The following is a 15,996-nucleotide window of genomic DNA, read 5'->3' on the forward strand; positions in this document are numbered from 1 at the left end:
GTGCTCGCAAAGACAAACGAGTTAGCGGAGAAGCGCGGTTCCTTTACCCCTCGCGGCCGTTTAAGAACTACGTAACGACCTTCAGGGGTCCAAATCGTTGGCACATCGATTGCGACCGTAGTTGGATTGCTGCGTTCGCCATTTAAATCGTGCGATCTGGGCAGATGTGTGCGAACTCGCACACCGGGAATTGCTCCAATCGGTTTACCAGCAACTTCGCTACCGATTAGCTTCTTCGTTACCCATCGAGAAACCAATGATTCATGAAGTCTCTGGTGATATTCTTTTGACCAAAGCTCAAGCCATCGCCCATGGCGTTGCTCCGAACGACCACTTCGACCAAGGTCTGGCTGCTGCATTGCATGAAAAGTGGCCGACGATGGTCAAGGATTTTCGCCACTATGCGCATCAAACCCATCCGAAGCCGGGTGAGCTATGGTTCTGGGGCGCAACAGGAGTGCGGGTGTTCAATTTGCTGACCCAAGAGGGGGAGCACGCTCACGGAGCCAAACCGGGCAGGGCTACTGTCGCACATGTGAACCACTGCCTGAAAAGGCTTCGGCATGAGTTAGAAAAGGAAAAGATTAAAAGCGTCGCATTGCCGAAACTAGCGACCGGCGTAGGCGGATTGGACTGGGCGGTCGTGCTGCCACTTATCCACACCCATTTAGGCGACCTTTCCATTCCGGTGTACGTTTACACGCACTATGAGAAAGGCGTGCAGGCCAAAGAAGTGGGTGCTTAGTGCCCAGGGCTCAACGTACATTTCTCCGCTCACGTAGAATCGGCGCGGTTGCAATTGGTCCGAATAATGGCGACCACTTCACCCCTGCGATATCTGTTCGTAGGGAACGCCAAAAGGTCCGGCCGCCTTGTGGCGACCGGGATTGCTTGACGCAATCTCCCATCACTCAATGAAGGCCGCTTGGCTGGTAATTTCAGTGACCGTTTCGCCGAGCGGAATGGGGCAAAGAAAGTTAGCGGGCTTAACTGTCAGCAGGCTACTCCGGCAGCACGCGAGGAGTCGCTCAGCTGTATTGCCCATGAGCATGCCGGCTATCCCGCTACGGCCGATGCTGCCCACAACGAGTAAGTCGATTTGCAGCTGATTGGCAACGCGATTGATTTCTTTCCAGGGCGTGCCCCAAGTGAGGTGCGGCCTGATATCGCCCTGGGCTCCGAGCGTGGCTACGAATTCGTCGAACCGCTTTTTGGCGGCTTGGTTGATCTCGTCACGCAGTGATTTCCCTTCAGGTACTTTGCTGAGGATATCTTCCGGCACGTCCATTGAATCGACCACGTGCAGCATGTGCAATGGGACCTTTGCCACTTGAGAAAGGCTGCTGGCAACATCGATCGCGCGGCGACACACAGGCGAAAAATCGGTGGCCGTTAGGATGGCTGCAGGCTGCCCGACGTGTTCGGGCCGCACGATCCAAACAGGAGCAGGGCAGGTGTGAATGAGCTTCTTGGCGGTGCTGCCGACAAAGAGCTCTTGCCAGACAGTCATCGCATGTGCGCCAGCAAGCACCAAGTCGTATTCTCCAACCTGCGTGAGGCGGCAGATTTCAGCCAAAGGCTCCCCCAGCAGAACCTTGTGCTTGACCACTAGATCGGGATGGGCGACCTTGTCGGCCAATTGCTGCAGGCGCAACTCGGCCGCGCTTAGCACTTCGCGATGGAATACACTGCCTTCGCCGTACAGAAGGTCGAGTTTGGCGTCGATTGACGCCGAGTGCATGGATTTTCGTATGTTAGGCAGCACGTGTACCAGCGTGAGCGTTGCACCTGTCTTTTTTGCAACCCACACCGCCTGCTGAATCGCTGCACACGACGCAGGTGAGAAATCGACAGCAACTAGAAGCTTTTGAAAGCTGAGATGGTTTGACATGGTTCCCAAAAGAAGCGCCGAGTGTATTTGAAGACGACACAAGCAGTCAGCGGCCAATCCCGCTTGGCTTGGCAGCTGCAGGGAGCAAACACCATGCCGTCGACATTCGCCAAAGAACGCGGCCGATTGCGCAACTCTGGAACTAATTAAGGTCAGAATCCGCGCACCCAGAGGCAAAATGGCGCGCTAGTTCAAAGCGGAGGCGGGCGGTTTCAGCCAATTCGGGAAGGCCAGGCGATCACCGCTCGCAAATCCGCTGCTGGCTATATCTGTTCATTGATCAGCACCGGCATCCGCTCACTCCGAGTCATGTTCTTGAAATAGTAAGTGGCTGGCTCCACGATCACGAACGCAGCTACCACCGGATGCTCAACAATGAGCCCCTTCGCCCCCTCTCGAACCCTGAACCAAATGCCGTTTTGAAGTCCCAGTGCAGCAGGGATTGTGACCGGTTCAGCCTGGTACGGAACCCAGTCGCCAGCCTCCACTGTCTTGAGCCAAGTGAGGCCAGATCGAGGCAGTTGGCCAGTACGACAGCCCCAGGGGACGATCAGGTACTGCCCACAGTGCCAGACAGGTAAAAGGGGTTGTTTGGCCCGCCTCAGGAACCTGATTTCTCGCTCCCCACCCCGGTCATGGGCCCTGCGAGCAAGCTGATATCGGTCAATCAACTCCTCGGGCAAGGTCGACCAAGGTACGGCGATTCCGTCCATTTAGAAGCACGTCTTACCCTGTACATCGCAGATCTCGTAGCCGTGCGATTCATCCGCGTAGATCTCGGTTAAGGGCAGCGTAGATGCACTCCGCAGGGCAAAGCGGCCGTGCTGTCCGTTCAACTTGTTCTTCAGTTCACGTAGGGTGTCATCGCGAACTGCAGGTGGATCAAACAGGCTCAGTTGCCGCTTGCCGGGATACTGCAACTTGCTCGCGAAGTAGTGCATTCGGTACAGCAGGGCCCCTCGCAATTGCACCTTTGCCCATAGGTGCCGGGCTGCTGCGACCAGCAAGTCAAACCGGGTCGTGGGTACGCTCAGAGTGGTTTCGGCGGCACAGGTGGGGCCATGCTTGTAGTCGACCGAAAGCGTGAGCTTGCCTGTACACAAGCCGTAACTCTCTAGCGCCTCGATCAACCGCTCCAGGTTGCGAACTGCCCACGCCCATTGGATGCCCGCGTCGTTACTTGGCTTACCTATCGACCCGCCTCGCGACACGATCTTGTGCAGTGGCCGAGTGGTCTGAATGGCCACACACTTCTCGCCCCGCAGCTCGTAGCACAGCCGTTCGCCGGTTACGGTGAGTATCCCCTTCACTTGTGACGGTCGAGCGTTGGCCAAGTCCAAACACGTGTAGATACCAGCGGCGTTGAGCTTGGCAGCTGATCTGGCGGCGATACCGGTCACATCTGAGACTTGCCGTTCGCCAAGTAGCTTCTCTTCGGCCTGTTGACCAATGAGTGCCAGTGCTCCGAAGGGCTTCGCGAGATCAGAGACCAACTTGGCCAGTGTTCGTGTTCGAGCCACGCCAATAGTTACCGGCACTCCGACGCGGTTGAGAATCGTTTGCTGAATCTCACGAGCAAAGGGCTCAGGGTCGGAATCCACCGTGAGAAAGAATTCGTCGATGGAGTAATACTCAACGATTGGCGACCGTGACTTCACGATGTCGAGCATTGCCCGGCTCAGCACTTCGTACCAGCGAAAATCACGCTTGATGTAGATTCCCTGTGGACACTTCTCAACAGCTTCCCAAATCGGCTCGCCCGTCTTCACGCCCTCGGCTTTCATCTCGTAGCTTTTGGCAATGACACACGCACCTTGATTGCCAAGCACTCCGACTGGCTTCCCATTGAGAAACGAATCTCGTACCCGCTCCGCCGAAACGTAGAAGCAGTCCGCATCGAGATGTGCGATGTATCTAGGCATGGACTCCGTCCCATTCGTCAACGCCCAGAAGGTAGCGGCGTAGTGTACGGTTGTCAACTATCGACTTGAAGGGCCCACAGGCTTCACCGAAAGCCAAAAAGCGTACAGAAGTCGAGCATGTGCGGAAAATTCGCACTTCGAACTAACCTTCGGCAAGGGTGGCCGTCCCGCTCACCCACCGTCAACACTTCGGCCTGCAGATCTGTTCTAAGTGGTGGCCTGAATGCGACAACGGAATTCCCCCCATTAATCGGCGTATATCCGCCAATCAGCTTCGAATGTGCTAACGATTCTTACCTCACCTGCGATAATCAAAGGCAGCAAATACTGCAAGTTTCTGAAGTGTTTATCGAGTGGTCGATGCTATGGAAAATCTCATCTGGCGCGAGCGACCGGGTAGCCCTGCTCGTCACGACTTGTTTGACAATCGTACGAGCGAAATCATCGCGATTGTTCTGCAAGATCATGTTGAATTGAAGTGGCTTTGGAGGCGATACAACGTACCGCGGTTTTCCACAACAAGCGTCGAAGGTTCGGCCGATAGCCTTGCGGCAGCGAAGAATGAAGTGTATCGCGGAATGAAAGTCTGCCGAGTTGAGCAGTGAATTCCCAACGAGAGCGGCGAGACCTGCGAGAGTCCTCGCTTGGCGTGTGGAACAACCAAGCGGCCGCTTACAACGTCGGCTGCGATTCACCTTCGCTGGCGGTGCTACTTGGCTTCACGACGCACATCGTAATTACCGCTCCACACTCACACTTGAGCACCAAGGAAGCCCCCAGCCTCAACTGAATAGAGTCCGGTTCAGCGATGACGATGTTGGTCGAGCCGCAAAGCGGGCAGATGCGGACATTAGTCGGCTGAGACATTGGTTGGAAATCGGTCAAGCAGCTTGGCAAGCACGCGTTAGAACCCTAAAGCCTGCCAGAATGGAGGGCAACGGCGACTGTAAGGCAAACTCGGTGCCCCGACTGCAAAATTCCGACACTGAGAGGCTAAGACAATCAGTCTTCAGCTTTTGGACTCGGATAAGGCGGGCAAGGGCCAAGCTCGACCTCTCGTCTCCATGATTTTGCCAGCACGAGAACGTGCTTTGCTATTGAGTGCATCCTGACGCAGCGGTTTTCCTGCGTGTCATTCAGCAGTGCTGTAGACTCGTATTTCAGCTGCGAAACCAAACACATATCAATGCGGAACTCCGCCAATCGATTGACGTAATTTGATACTCAAACTAGCTTCGAATAATTCGCCTGCAAACCACGTCCTATGAAAGTCACCAATGGCCAAGAAATCAAAGAGCGGTTCGAACAAGTCCATGGCAATTCGCCAGTACAAAGACGCTAATCCAACTGCTGCCCCCAGGGAAATCGCTGAAGCCCTTAACAAGACAGGCGTCGAGGTCTCGGCTCAGTTCGTCAGCACCGTGCTTTCAAATGCCAAAAAGAAGGGCGGGATCGTTGGCAAGCGTGGCCGCAAGCCGGGACGTCCCGCTGCTGCAGCTCCAGCCAGCAATATTCAGCAACTTATTCAGGCGAAGAAGTTGGTCGATCAACTCGGCGGAGTTGATGCGGCTCGTGCTGCGGTTAATGCCTTGGCTCAGATCCTCGGTTAGATGCGGTTGGTTCTTCTGAACGCGACGTAAGATATCGCGAAGTCTATAGCCCGCAAACGACGCGAAAACCTGTGTTGCCGGTGCGTCCTATCGGGGAGTAGTTGTTCCGGTAGGCACTGCGGCAGTGAAGATCGAAGTAGTGCCAGCCCGCACCTCGCACAACTCGATTGACTCCAGTTGCTGGGCCTTGTGGATCTTTAGGCGGACTCTTGGCGTACCAATTGGCGGCGTGGTAATCCTCGCAGCGTTCCCACGCGTTACCATGCATGTCATACAAACCGAATGGATTGGGGCGTTTGCTCGCCACCGGGCGGGCTCCAATCTCACGGCCCTTCTCGGCGGTACGGTTGAACCAAGCGTGCTCATCCAGATCAGCGACATTGTCGCCGAAGGAATACTGCGTTGTTGTTCCCGCGCGGCACGCATATTCCCACTCTGCCTCGGTTGGCAATCGGCATCCATTCGCGTTGGCGATGCGCGTCCATACTTTCTGTTCACTGAGCACGTAGCAGGGATCAAGCCTCTCGCGTTTGCTTAGCCAGTTGCAGAAGGCGATCATGTCGTTCCAGGTAAGCTGTGTCACGGGTGATTGATCGGTCACCTGATAGCCGGGTGAATACCACAAAGCCTTTCGTTTCACTGGATCGGTTTCAGCTTCTTTCGACGAGTTACCGCCGCCAAACAGTTCGGTTTCTGTCTCGTATTTCGTCGCGTCGATGAACTGGCGATACTCCCCGATGGTTACCTCGGTACGGCCCATTCGAAATGGTCGCGTTAGAACTACTCGGTGATGCGGCTGCTCTTCCTTGCTAATGCGATCAGCCTCTCCGGGGGCTGCACGAGGTACAGTCTTAAGCAAGTTCAAGGCGGCCTCCGCCTGTTCGGGAGTACTGCCCATCGAGAACTCTCCTGGTGGAATCAAAACGAGGGTGCTGCCGAGTGAGTTCTTCTGTTCGAGCGGGACGGCGAGATGCTTGGCCCAGGCTTCTTGGTACGCTCGGGCTTGTTCGGCCGAGAAAGGTGCGAGTGCAGGTTGCGGGGAAGGCTCAGCTCCGAGTGCCACAACAGTGAACAAGCAGATGCTCACTGTCAGCAACAGGATCGATAATCTACGTGCAGGTTTAATCGTCATTTCATCACCATACCGTTGACCGACTTAATCCCGTGCCGGCTGATCATGGCAAACTGGTAGGCACAGGTTTTGGGATCGATGAAGCCGATCAGCGTTCCGGCATACATCACTCTCAGATCCCCTTTTTCACCGAGCTTCGCCACTGCTCCGATCTGATTTGGGTCGCTGTTCACGCCCACAAGGATGATGTGCTCCTTGAAATCAACCAGGGGAACCTTCTCGTCGCCGCGATACGTCTTCCAGAGCTTCTCCCACGACTTGGCTTCGGCGATGAATCCTGCATCTGGTGCCTGTTTACGCAACTCCAGTTTCACCTCGCCGCTCCATGATTCAACGATCTTTATCTCGGGCGGATTGTCAGCTCCGATTGCCAGGCCATAGATGTAGAACAACAGCAGTCCGGCAATGGCCGGACCTACGGTAGCTGGAAGGCGGTGCATGGCAGAGCTCTTTCGACTGCGATTGGGACAGAGACTGAATCGCCAGTGTAGACTTCCTCGTTGACGACGTCGAAGACCTCTCCGCGATTGAGTGGGCTGAAAGTTCCAAGTCGCCAAGTCGGGTAACAAGTCCGTAGAATAGCTAACAGCGATCCGAACTCCGCTCTCAGGGGGAAAGACGATGTTGCTTCATGAGTTCAAATGGAAACAGGAAGTGCTCCAAGCTGACGAGCCTGTGCTGGTCGATTTTTGGGCCGAATGGTGCGGTCCTTGCCGTGCGATGAACGGCACGCTTGAGTCGCTCGCGAAAGACTTCAAGGTTTGCAAAGTGAATGTGGACACCAATCAGGCACTGGCGGCGAAGTACAACATTTCTTCGATCCCTGCCTTGCTCATTTTCAAAGGGGGCAAGGTAGTGGGGCAACATCTTGGCATCACTGCCGAGGCTACGCTGCGAACCGAGCTGCAGAGATTCAGATGAGCAATCTGGAACTGGACGCTACCGGGATACGGCCAGTGGTCGTGCTCTTCGTCCCTAGCCGGCAAGCTCTCCTATTGTTTGCGGATAAAGGTTGAGCCCAACAACGTCTCGTTATCCGGAGGTCGTCGTGCAGTTGTCTCCAGTGCTATCGGTGCTCTTCGTGGCAAGCGTGCTATTTCAGCCGGACTTTGTCGCAGGGGAACAATTGCGTGCCGGTGTTGCCAGAATCGATATCACAGATCGACAGGCTGGCCACGTGAACGATCCTTGCTATGCGAAGGCACTGGTCCTCCAGAGTGGGAACGTGTCAGCGGTGCTGGTGACTGTTGATGCGGTTGCGATTGGCGAAATTGGTCGCCTCCGAAGCAACTTCCTTGCGACGATTCGCCAAGAACTGGAGCAGAGCCCTGGGATTCCGCCCTCGCACGTGATCGTCAACGCCAGTCATTGTCACGGAATAGTACGCGCTGACACAGACCAACTCGTCATCCAGGTCGTGCGAGAGGCATGGAAGAACTTAACCCCAGTGAAAGTTGGAGCTGGCACGGCAAACGAAACCCGCATCAGCGAGAATCGCCGCCTCAACATGAAGGATGGCAGTCAGGTCGATATGCGCCGTGCCTATTCAATGCCACCCGACGACGAGGTGGCCTCGGTGGGGCCGATTGATCCCCAGATTGGCCTGTTGCGACTGGATCGCGAGGATGGTCGGCCATTGGCCGTTGTCTACAACTTCGCCTGTCACCCGATCATGAACCCTCCAAGCAAAGGGAACTCGGCTGACTATCCCGGATTTGCTTCAGCGGTAATCGAAGATTCACTGGGCCACGGTGCTCTGGCCCTCTTTGTACAGGGCTGTGGCGGTGACATTAACCCTGTGCGATACAAGGAAGTCAGTCGGCCGCCCGATGCGGAACCACTTGGGAACCTGCTCGGCAACAGCGTGCTACGTGCCGTTCGGGAAATCCAGACTAAGGGTGATGCCCAACTGGCCGTTAAGCAGCAGCAGATTTCGCTTCCTCGTGCCGCTGATTTTCAAAAGCGGATTTCAACGATCGAGGCAGAGCAAGGCAGGCTACTCCGTTCGCTGAAGCCCACCAACATTAACTTCAAGACGTTCCTGCCACTGTTGATTCAGCAGCGAATGAGCCCCGACTTTCCCTCGCACTACTCGCAGAGCTATCTGCAAGATAAAGCCCAGGGTCGAGACGAACTCGAACGGCTCGACAAGGAGAACCGGACTCAAGTTGAGGCCTACCTGGCAAATATCCACGCGATGGAGCAGCTGACGCGACTGAACACCAATCTGGCCCTGCTCAATAAGCATCGAGCTGCGGCAGAAGCGGCAGCGGTGCAGACGATCGACGTTGAAGTATGCGCCCTACGCGTCGGTGACTTCAAGCTTTTGACGTTTCCCGGCGAACTTACGGTTGAGATCGGCCTTGGCATCAAGCAGTCAGCGAAGGACCCACACGCCTTCGTAGCCGGCTACACGAATGGCTACATCTACTACAGTCCAACGGTGGCCCAGCGTATGAACAAAGGATTCGCCCAAGAAGACTGCGACTGCATCGTCGCCCCCGAGTGGCAACGAATCTTCGAGAGCGCAGCACTGGAGATGCTACGCAAGCTTTGAACCAAATAACCGACCCGGCGACTGAGATCGTCCAAGCGTTGCTGTAATGCCTGTGAATGCTGCGGTTGTAAACGACGGTCGAATAGTGCAGCGCGCGGCGGTTGAAAAGTGTGGCGCTGAGGTGGGGAAGGGTCTCAGTCTAAATCAGGGTGTTGGGGCATTCCAGTAAGAATCCTTCCTCCTCCGGAGGAGGAAGGATTGCGACGGTTGTAACGACGGCTAGGATTCTGCCGTTTCATCGGCGGGTGACAAGGATGAGGTCGCCGGTTTCGGGCGCGATCCTTTGCGGCGGCGCCGCGCGTCTTGCAAGCGATAACTTTCGCCGGTCGATTCGAGGATGTGGCAGCGGTGTGTCAGCCGATCGAGCACGGCGCCGGTCAGGCGCTCGCTGCCCAGGACTTCGGTCCATTGCTCGAACGGCAGATTGGTGGTCACGATCAACGATTGGCGTTCGTAAGCGCTACTGATGACCTCGAAGAGCAACTCCGCGCCCAGCTTACTGGCGGGGACGTAACCCAGCTCATCGAGGATCAGCAGATCGAACTTGGCTAGTGACGACTTCATCCGCAGCAGCGTCCGTTCTTCTCGGGCTTCCATAAGTTGCGTGATCAGTTCCGTCACGCGGCAGAAGCGGACCCGTTTGCCCCGCTGACAGGCGGCAATGCCAAGCGCGATGGCCAGGTGCGTCTTCCCCGTGCCCGGATGCCCGAGAAAGATCACCGACTCGCGGCGTTCCACGAACTCGCACCGCAGTAGTTCTGCCACCAGCACGCGATTGAGCGAGGGCTGGGCGGCGAAGTCGAAATCACCAGGCGATTTCAGGTTGGGAAAGCGCGCTGACTTGAGCCGCCGCTCGCTGGCACGCTTCTCACGGTTGAGTAACTCCAGCTCACACAGTTGCAGCAGAAAGCCCAGATGATCGACGTTCTCCGTCGCACACCGCTGGGCCGTTTTCTCGCAGCCCTCCAGGAACGACGGCAACCGTAGGGCCTTCAAGTGATGCTTGAGCAGCACCGTGCTTTTGGTTTCGAGAGATTTCATAACACACCTCCCGTCGTCAGCGCGCAGGTCAGTTCACGGTAAGACAGGAGATTGGGAGGAGGGATCGAGTGCGACTGCAGATGCGGATGATTGTCCAGCCGAAACCACCGCGTCGGCTCTTCCAGTCCCTGCTGCACGAGCAGCCGAATCGCATCGACGGCCAGAACGTCGATCTCCAGTGCCCGCTCAATCGCCGCAGTTAATGCAGCCAGCGAGATAGTCTCCAGCAGCCGCAAGGTTTTGATGAACTCCCGGCGGCCGTGTGCGCCGCCATCTGCTTCCAGACGCCGCCGGAGGAGATCGAAACAGTCCGGCAAGCCCCAGTTTTCCAGGGGTTTCGCGAAGTCCAAGCCCCCTGGCTTCCGCTCCAAGAGTGCCAGGTAATGCAGCGGGTTGTAATGGACCTGCTCCTTCGACCAGTCGCGTGGATGCTGGGCAACCAACTTGTCGTTAACGACCAGCCGAACTTCCTCCAGGCCGCCAATTGCGGTCACTTTCTGATGAGCATACTGCGTCGGCACCGAGTAATCGTTGCCGTCGAAGCGAACCAAGGAAAGAGAGTTGGCCTGGGCCGGTTCGACTCGCCGCGCTTCAAAGCCCGACTTCGGCAGCGGCAACAACGCAGCCTGCTCCTCTGCCAACAACGTGGCTTTGTTCGCCGGTTGTCCGCGTAACTGGCGTTCCAGATCTTCACAGCACTGCCGCTCGAGTTCGGCATTCAGCACTTCCAGGCTGCCGGTCCGTGGTACCGGCACCAGGAAGTTCCGCCGCGCGAAACCGATGAGGTTCTCCGTATGCCCCTTCTCCATCGGCCGTCGCACCAGGCAGAAGTGATGCTCAAACAGATAATGACTCTGCAGCCGTAGGAACTCACGCGTCGGCGTGTCACCCCGTTTCCCCACGAACCGGGCCACAGCAATCCGGCTGTTGTCGTAGCTGATCCGGCGGGGCACGCCGCCGAAGAACTCAAAGGCCCGCTGATGGCCCGCTTGAAACGTCTCGGTGCATTCGCGAGGAAAGACCTGCACGAAGAACGCGTCGCTGTACGGCAACGACATGACGCAGTACGCGACTTTCGTCGGCATGCCTTGCAGCACCACCTCCGCTTCGCCGAAGTCGAACTGGGCTTCGCCCGGTTGATGCGACAAGGGTAAGAACACCTCCGCCGTGGTCGTTCGCCACTCCCGCACGACCTCGCCGACCACCGTGATCCCGCCGGTGTAGCCATGCTCGGCACGCAGGCGGTCGAAGATCCGTTTAGTGGTGTGGCGCTGCTTGCGGGGCGCCGTTTTGTCCTGCTCCAGGATCTCGTGGATGATCGGCAGGAACGGATCGAGTTTGGGCCGCTCCCGGGGCAGACGTTGTCGATAACCGGGCGGCTCAGGGTGCTGCAGGATCTTTTCGAGGGTCTGCCAGTGAAGGGAAAATTCCCTGCAAACCGCTCGTTTGGATTTCTTCTCGGTCAGGACAAGACGACGGATTTCGGTCCAGTTATGCATATCTCGCAGCATGGGCTACGCTCGCGGATCGTAAGGCTTGAGACGCTGGGAAGCCTCAAATCTGCCTTACGGATTCTCACGAGCAGGGCTAGCGCTGCACTTTTCGACCGACCATCGGCTCCGCCGCGCGCTGCACTATTCGACCGTCGTTTACAGCGGTAGATTGAGATGATACGTGCGGTAGGTCCACAGGCGTTGACAGCAACTTCAGCGAGGCGTCACTTAATGAACCTGAAAGCCCAGCTGCCGATGATCTGCGTGATTCTGGCCGCTGCTCTGATAGTGGGAGTTACTTGGTCGCAGGCAGCCGAGAAGCCCAGACCAGCGGCGATTCGGGAAGAGCTACTGAAGTTGCACAACAAGGAACGCGAAGAAGCTGACTTCGAGCCACTGTCGCTCAATGCCAAGCTCACCAAGGCCGCTCAGTCGTACGCAGAGTACTTGGCCAAGTCAGGAGAGTTCAGCCACACGGCCAAAGGGACGATGAGATCACGAGTCGAAGATGAAGGCTACGATGCCAATGAAGTCGGCGAGAACATCGCGAAAGGTCAGGCCGCAGCTTCGGACGTCGTGAAAGGCTGGATGGAGTCCGAAACTCACAAGGGGAACATTCTCAGCGAGGAGTTCTCTGAAGTTGGCTTTGGGTTCGCGACGGATGAGAAGGGACAAATGATCTGGGTCACGGTCTTTGGCGGAAGCTGATGATTTTGGATTGCATCGGACCTCGAACCAACAAATGTTGCCCGTACCTTTGCGTCAACTATTTCCACGTGTAAACCGCACCTAGCCGATCAACAGCGTTAAGCGAAGTTCCGTCTGCTGAAAACGAAACTGCAATAATCGGTTGAGTGGTGCGGAGCAGAGTGCATAAAGGCTCACCGAAGTCGGTATCCCATAGTACGAATGTGCCGTTGTGATAGGCAACGACTACGCGACTGCTTTCGGGATGAACAGCCGCACAGATCACCTTTTCGGCGCTCGCGAGGCTAATCTCCTGTCCGGTCTTCCAGTCTCTAACGATCACGTCACCGGTGCCAAAAGGATTGATGACCGTAACCCCAGGACGTGCGGCCAGCAGCTTCGCCTGCTTGCCAGAAGTGAACGAGTTCAATGCCTTAGGCACGGGCACCGTTTGCAATTCCAAGATCGTTGACGAAATGCTTGTGTTTGCGAATACGGTGTCTTTGGCACTCATCAGATCCTCGTACGGCCCAGACGAACCTTCGGCTGTGAGTTTCAGCGGCGTGCTGCTCCCAAGAGCTTGGATATGAAGTCCTTCAAAGTGTGCAACCATCAGCATGTCGTTCTGTGAAAGCAAGACGTCCAAACGTCCCGAAGTGGCGGCATAAGGCTTGCCGTCAATCGAGTGCCACCGCACTGGAAACACGTCCTCTACCCGCTGAGTCGTTTCACCAGTTGTGACATCGAGGATCAAAGCCTGACCCCCTGCTGGTTCTTTGCTTCCGAACTGGAGAGCGACAATCGATTTGCCGTTATCCGAGAACGAGAGCTTCAGCACGTTGGTCAACTCCCGCGCCCAAACCATGCGGTTTTGAGATAAGTCGAAGAGCTTGACTCGTTTATCGGCGAGATCGAACATGCAGACATGGCTGCCTGCCGGCGAGATGTCGACCATACTTGAAATTGAACTTGGTTCCTGCTGTTCAGAATACTCTTTGAAACGCGACGGCAATGACACTCTGCGTGCCAACGAGAAATTGCCGAGTGAGTCGTCCTGTAAGCGAATGGCTTCACCCCTCATGATCAGCAGCACGCCATCTTCGACAGCCAGAACAGCTGGAACGCCCCACTCATCGCAAGCAACTCGGTTCCAGTCAGTAAGTGACTGCGAAGCAATATGCAGGTCACGACCGCACGCGAAGTGGACTCGTGCCTTCTGCGCGGTAATCCCCCGAACGGCATCGCCAGCAATTCTCTTTTTGAACTGAGACTTCATCTCGCCACTTTCAGTCACGCCCCAGCGAAACACAAATCCCCGATAATCTCCCGAGAGTAGGTCTCCATCTGAACCAAAGTGAAGACTGGTCACAGCCGTCGCATGACGGTCTATGCCTGTTGCTAGTGTCTCAAACTGAGCAGAGTCTTGTCCTACGAGCTGATACGAACAGCCAGGGAACTGCACAATCACCCGGTCGCGAAACTCGCCAGCAACGTAAGAAAGCTTCTCAAGCGAAGCGACCTTGGCAACCACAATACGTCCGGACATGTCGCCAGTTGCCAGCAACGTCGCATCGCAACTAAGGGCCAGGGCAGTGATCGAATCTCCGATTTCCAAAGTTTGGGTACAAGCCCATTTCGTTGTTTCCAAGACGCGGATGACAGAGTCCTCGCAAAGCAGAAGTTTGTCGCCTTCGTGTGTGAACTTTGTGATGGCGATCTTTTCGTAGGTATGCGGTATCGCCTGCTGCTTGCTTGTATCGACGTTAATAACGACGAGGTTGTCCTTGTAGAAACAGGCCAGGGTTCGTCCATCGCGTGAGAGTGCAACCGACCATGGAGCAAGCTGAAGACTTGTCCCTTCCTGCAAATCGGTCGACGGTGCAGCGTAGGAGGTTAGAATCTTTAGCGAAGAGCAGTCCACCAAGTAGGTCGTAGTACCGGCAGCAATTGCGACGGTATTGCGATTGGAAACGTCGGATAAAGCCCCAAGTTGCTTTCCATTCGGAGGCGACCAAGCCAAAGGAATCTTTTTCTTCAGAATGTTGGCTTCCCAGGTCTTCTTGGCGAGCACTGGCAAGGCGGCGGCTCTGCTGAGTTCGAGATCCGATTCAACCGTCCCCAACACCAAACCTAGTTGAGATTGATAGCTTCGAAAATCGGCGACCTTTCGAGCTCGCTCTTCCTGCTCAGCAAGTTGACGGTACTCGTCAGCCTTTTTCTTGTTTTGCTCAGCAAGGCCGGCATTGCTTTTTGCGAAGTAACCACTTACACCGATGCCCACTACCAACGAAACCAAAACAGCGGCGATCAAACCTGCTACTAGGGGATTTCGTTTTGCCAATCGCCAAGCACGTTCCGAATGGCTGATTGGCCTCGCCAGGATCGGCTCGCCTTTGCTGAAACGAACCAGCTCTTCACTTAATGCAATCGCGGACGGATATCGCTGCCTCGGATCCTTTTCCAAGCACTTGAGGCAGATCGTCTCCAGGTCCTGCGGTACCTGAGCATTTAGCTGCCGTGGTGATACCGGTTCTGCCGCCATAACCTGCAGCAGTGTTTCGACCGACGTGGCCGCCTGAAACGGAGGCCGTCCTGTCAGTAGGCAGTACAATATGGCCCCGACTGAATAGACATCAGACAAAGGACCGACTGTCTGTAGATCTCCGCTGGCTTGTTCGGGAGGCATGAAGCTTGGTGTCCCCATCACCATTCCAGAGCGAGTCAGTCCACTATCATTTTCGATATTCTTTGCCAACCCGAAGTCACTGACGCGGGGAACCCCCTGTTTGTCCAGCAGGACGTTGGCAGGTTTCAAATCTCGATGAATCACTCCTCGTTCATGGGCGTAGGCAATTGCTTCCGCAATCCGCCGCACCAGCTCAACCGCCTCTTGCGGAGGTAACGGACCGTCAGCTACTCGGGCAGCCAAGCTCTTTCCATCGACAAAGCCCATCGAGAAGAAATGCTGCCCTTCATGCTCGCCGACCTCGTAAACTGGAACGATCCCGGGATGATCCAGTTTTGCGGCCGCTTCAGCTTCGGTATAGAAACGTTTGACATCCTCTGGAGAGGCAAACCGCCCAGACAGGATCATCTTTAGGGCGACTATGCGGTTGAGCTTACTTTGTTTAGCTCGGTAGACCACGCCCATCCCTCCCCGAGCAATCTCAGAGAGCAGTTCGTAATCGCCAAAGCGACGTGCTGCCGAGCCGGTGATGGGAATGGCGGGTGCGTTCGATTCCAATGGCAACGTGTCTAATTCGGCTCGGTCGTTGTTGGAAATGACTGGTTCGTTCATGATCGCCGCCGAAGTTTGGGTCTGAGGCAAGTTTCGCCAGTTTGTCGTCAGATTAGCCGCTTCGTCAATCAGAAGACGCTGGGATCTCTTCAGCGGGCGACATTTGCAGTTCTGCACGTCGTGAATATGCCCTACGACCGCGTAGGTGCGAATCGTAAATGTGGTTTCGCACCTTTGGCCCGTTTTGAGGCGGATCCACTGTCCGATTGCGTCGACTCGGAAATTTGTAGTTCAGGCCAAGTATAGACAACAAATGTTGGTCACTGAGCACATGAAAGTGGCCGCTGTACAGGGCTGGCCAGGAACTCACGTTTAAGGCCTCTGCAAGAAGCTGCAGGGCGACGCATGGCCGAGGTCGACTTCTG

The 15,996-nt window shown here is 55.9% G+C and carries 13 protein-coding genes; 6 read left to right on the forward strand and 7 right to left on the reverse strand.

Annotated elements, in window-relative coordinates:
• The first annotated feature begins 256 nt into the window (after positions 1-256).
• Positions 257-745, forward strand: a complete 489-nt coding sequence (locus tag ETAA8_RS20045) for a macro domain-containing protein (protein WP_145092355.1) — start codon at positions 257-259, stop codon at positions 743-745.
• Positions 746-907: 162 nt separating this feature from the next.
• On the opposite strand, the gene ETAA8_RS20050 is transcribed toward ETAA8_RS20045, so the two are convergent.
• Both ETAA8_RS20050 and ETAA8_RS20055 read right to left on the reverse strand, forming a co-directional pair.
• Positions 908-1,891 carry a universal stress protein gene (locus ETAA8_RS20050; protein ID WP_145092359.1) on the reverse strand — a complete coding sequence of 328 codons (984 nt, stop codon included), beginning with the start codon at positions 1,889-1,891 and terminating at the stop codon, positions 908-910.
• 713 nt (positions 1,892-2,604) lie between these two features.
• Positions 2,605-3,813 (reverse strand): DNA polymerase Y family protein, encoded by a 1,209-nt coding sequence (locus tag ETAA8_RS20055; protein WP_145092362.1) that lies wholly within the window; start codon positions 3,811-3,813, stop codon positions 2,605-2,607.
• A 601-nt stretch (positions 3,814-4,414) separates the two neighbouring features.
• On the opposite strand from ETAA8_RS20055, the gene ETAA8_RS20060 reads away from it, so the two are divergent.
• Both ETAA8_RS20060 and ETAA8_RS20065 read left to right on the forward strand, forming a co-directional pair.
• The gene (locus ETAA8_RS20060) at positions 4,415-4,603 is read left to right on the forward strand and encodes a hypothetical protein (RefSeq protein WP_145092365.1); all 189 of its coding nucleotides are present in this window, start codon (positions 4,415-4,417) and stop codon (positions 4,601-4,603) included.
• Between the two features lie 487 nt (positions 4,604-5,090).
• Positions 5,091-5,423 (forward strand): hypothetical protein, encoded by a 333-nt coding sequence (locus ETAA8_RS20065; RefSeq protein ID WP_145092368.1) that lies wholly within the window; start codon positions 5,091-5,093, stop codon positions 5,421-5,423.
• A 43-nt stretch (positions 5,424-5,466) separates the two neighbouring features.
• Here the strand turns inward: ETAA8_RS20065 and ETAA8_RS20070 are convergent, their stop codons facing one another.
• Together ETAA8_RS20070 and ETAA8_RS20075 are read right to left on the reverse strand one after the other, a co-directional pair.
• Entirely contained in the window at positions 5,467-6,555 is a 1,089-nt protein-coding gene (locus ETAA8_RS20070) for a formylglycine-generating enzyme family protein (RefSeq protein WP_145092371.1), read from the reverse strand.
• The gene (locus tag ETAA8_RS20075; protein WP_145092374.1) at positions 6,552-6,995 is read right to left on the reverse strand and encodes a hypothetical protein; all 444 of its coding nucleotides are present in this window, start codon (positions 6,993-6,995) and stop codon (positions 6,552-6,554) included. The genes ETAA8_RS20070 and ETAA8_RS20075 overlap by 4 nt, the downstream gene beginning before the upstream one ends.
• Before the next feature lie 181 nt (positions 6,996-7,176).
• Here ETAA8_RS20075 and trxA point away from each other — a divergent pair, with 181 nt between their 5' ends.
• Entirely contained in the window at positions 7,177-7,476 is a 300-nt protein-coding gene (trxA, locus tag ETAA8_RS20080; RefSeq protein ID WP_145092377.1) for a thioredoxin, read from the forward strand.
• 127 nt (positions 7,477-7,603) lie between these two features.
• On the forward strand, positions 7,604-9,112 hold the full coding sequence (locus tag ETAA8_RS20085; RefSeq protein WP_238397430.1) for a hypothetical protein: 1,509 nt from the start codon (positions 7,604-7,606) through the stop codon (positions 9,110-9,112).
• Between the two features lie 219 nt (positions 9,113-9,331).
• Here ETAA8_RS20085 and istB read toward each other — a convergent pair whose 3' ends face one another.
• On the reverse strand, positions 9,332-10,153 hold the full coding sequence (gene istB, locus ETAA8_RS20090; RefSeq protein WP_145086466.1) for an IS21-like element helper ATPase IstB: 822 nt from the start codon (positions 10,151-10,153) through the stop codon (positions 9,332-9,334).
• Positions 10,150-11,664: an IS21 family transposase gene (gene istA / locus ETAA8_RS20095; protein WP_145086469.1), complete on the reverse strand. Its 1,515-nt coding sequence runs from the start codon at positions 11,662-11,664 to the stop codon at positions 10,150-10,152. Before istA ends, istB begins: the two co-directional genes overlap by 4 nt.
• A gap of 213 nt (positions 11,665-11,877) precedes the next feature.
• On the opposite strand from istA, the gene ETAA8_RS20100 reads away from it, so the two are divergent.
• Positions 11,878-12,354 (forward strand): CAP domain-containing protein, encoded by a 477-nt coding sequence (locus tag ETAA8_RS20100; protein WP_202921125.1) that lies wholly within the window; start codon positions 11,878-11,880, stop codon positions 12,352-12,354.
• Positions 12,355-12,412: 58 nt separating this feature from the next.
• On the opposite strand, the gene ETAA8_RS20105 is transcribed toward ETAA8_RS20100, so the two are convergent.
• Positions 12,413-15,631, reverse strand: coding sequence for a WD40 repeat domain-containing serine/threonine protein kinase (locus tag ETAA8_RS20105; protein WP_145092382.1), 3,219 nt, complete (start codon positions 15,629-15,631; stop codon positions 12,413-12,415).
• Positions 15,632-15,996 lie beyond the last annotated feature (365 nt).

The sequence above is a fragment of the Anatilimnocola aggregata genome (genome assembly GCF_007747655.1).
Lineage (GTDB): Bacteria > Planctomycetota > Planctomycetia > Pirellulales > Pirellulaceae > Anatilimnocola > Anatilimnocola aggregata.

What these genes read in the sequence shown, in the direction of transcription:
- ETAA8_RS20045 (WP_145092355.1), top strand. Translation starts at nt 257, where the DNA reads ATGATTCATGAAGTCTCTGGTGATATTCTTTTGACCAAAGCTCAAGCC.
- ETAA8_RS20050 (WP_145092359.1), bottom strand. Translation starts at nt 1,891, where the DNA reads ATGTCAAACCATCTCAGCTTTCAAAAGCTTCTAGTTGCTGTCGATTTC.
- ETAA8_RS20055 (WP_145092362.1), bottom strand. Translation starts at nt 3,813, where the DNA reads ATGCCTAGATACATCGCACATCTCGATGCGGACTGCTTCTACGTTTCG.
- ETAA8_RS20065 (WP_145092368.1), top strand. Translation starts at nt 5,091, where the DNA reads ATGGCCAAGAAATCAAAGAGCGGTTCGAACAAGTCCATGGCAATTCGC.
- ETAA8_RS20070 (WP_145092371.1), bottom strand. Translation starts at nt 6,555, where the DNA reads ATGACGATTAAACCTGCACGTAGATTATCGATCCTGTTGCTGACAGTG.
- ETAA8_RS20075 (WP_145092374.1), bottom strand. Translation starts at nt 6,995, where the DNA reads ATGCACCGCCTTCCAGCTACCGTAGGTCCGGCCATTGCCGGACTGCTG.
- trxA (WP_145092377.1), top strand. Translation starts at nt 7,177, where the DNA reads ATGTTGCTTCATGAGTTCAAATGGAAACAGGAAGTGCTCCAAGCTGAC.
- istB (WP_145086466.1), bottom strand. Translation starts at nt 10,153, where the DNA reads ATGAAATCTCTCGAAACCAAAAGCACGGTGCTGCTCAAGCATCACTTG.
- istA (WP_145086469.1), bottom strand. Translation starts at nt 11,664, where the DNA reads ATGCTGCGAGATATGCATAACTGGACCGAAATCCGTCGTCTTGTCCTG.
- ETAA8_RS20100 (WP_202921125.1), top strand. Translation starts at nt 11,878, where the DNA reads ATGAACCTGAAAGCCCAGCTGCCGATGATCTGCGTGATTCTGGCCGCT.
- ETAA8_RS20105 (WP_145092382.1), bottom strand. Translation starts at nt 15,631, where the DNA reads ATGAACGAACCAGTCATTTCCAACAACGACCGAGCCGAATTAGACACG.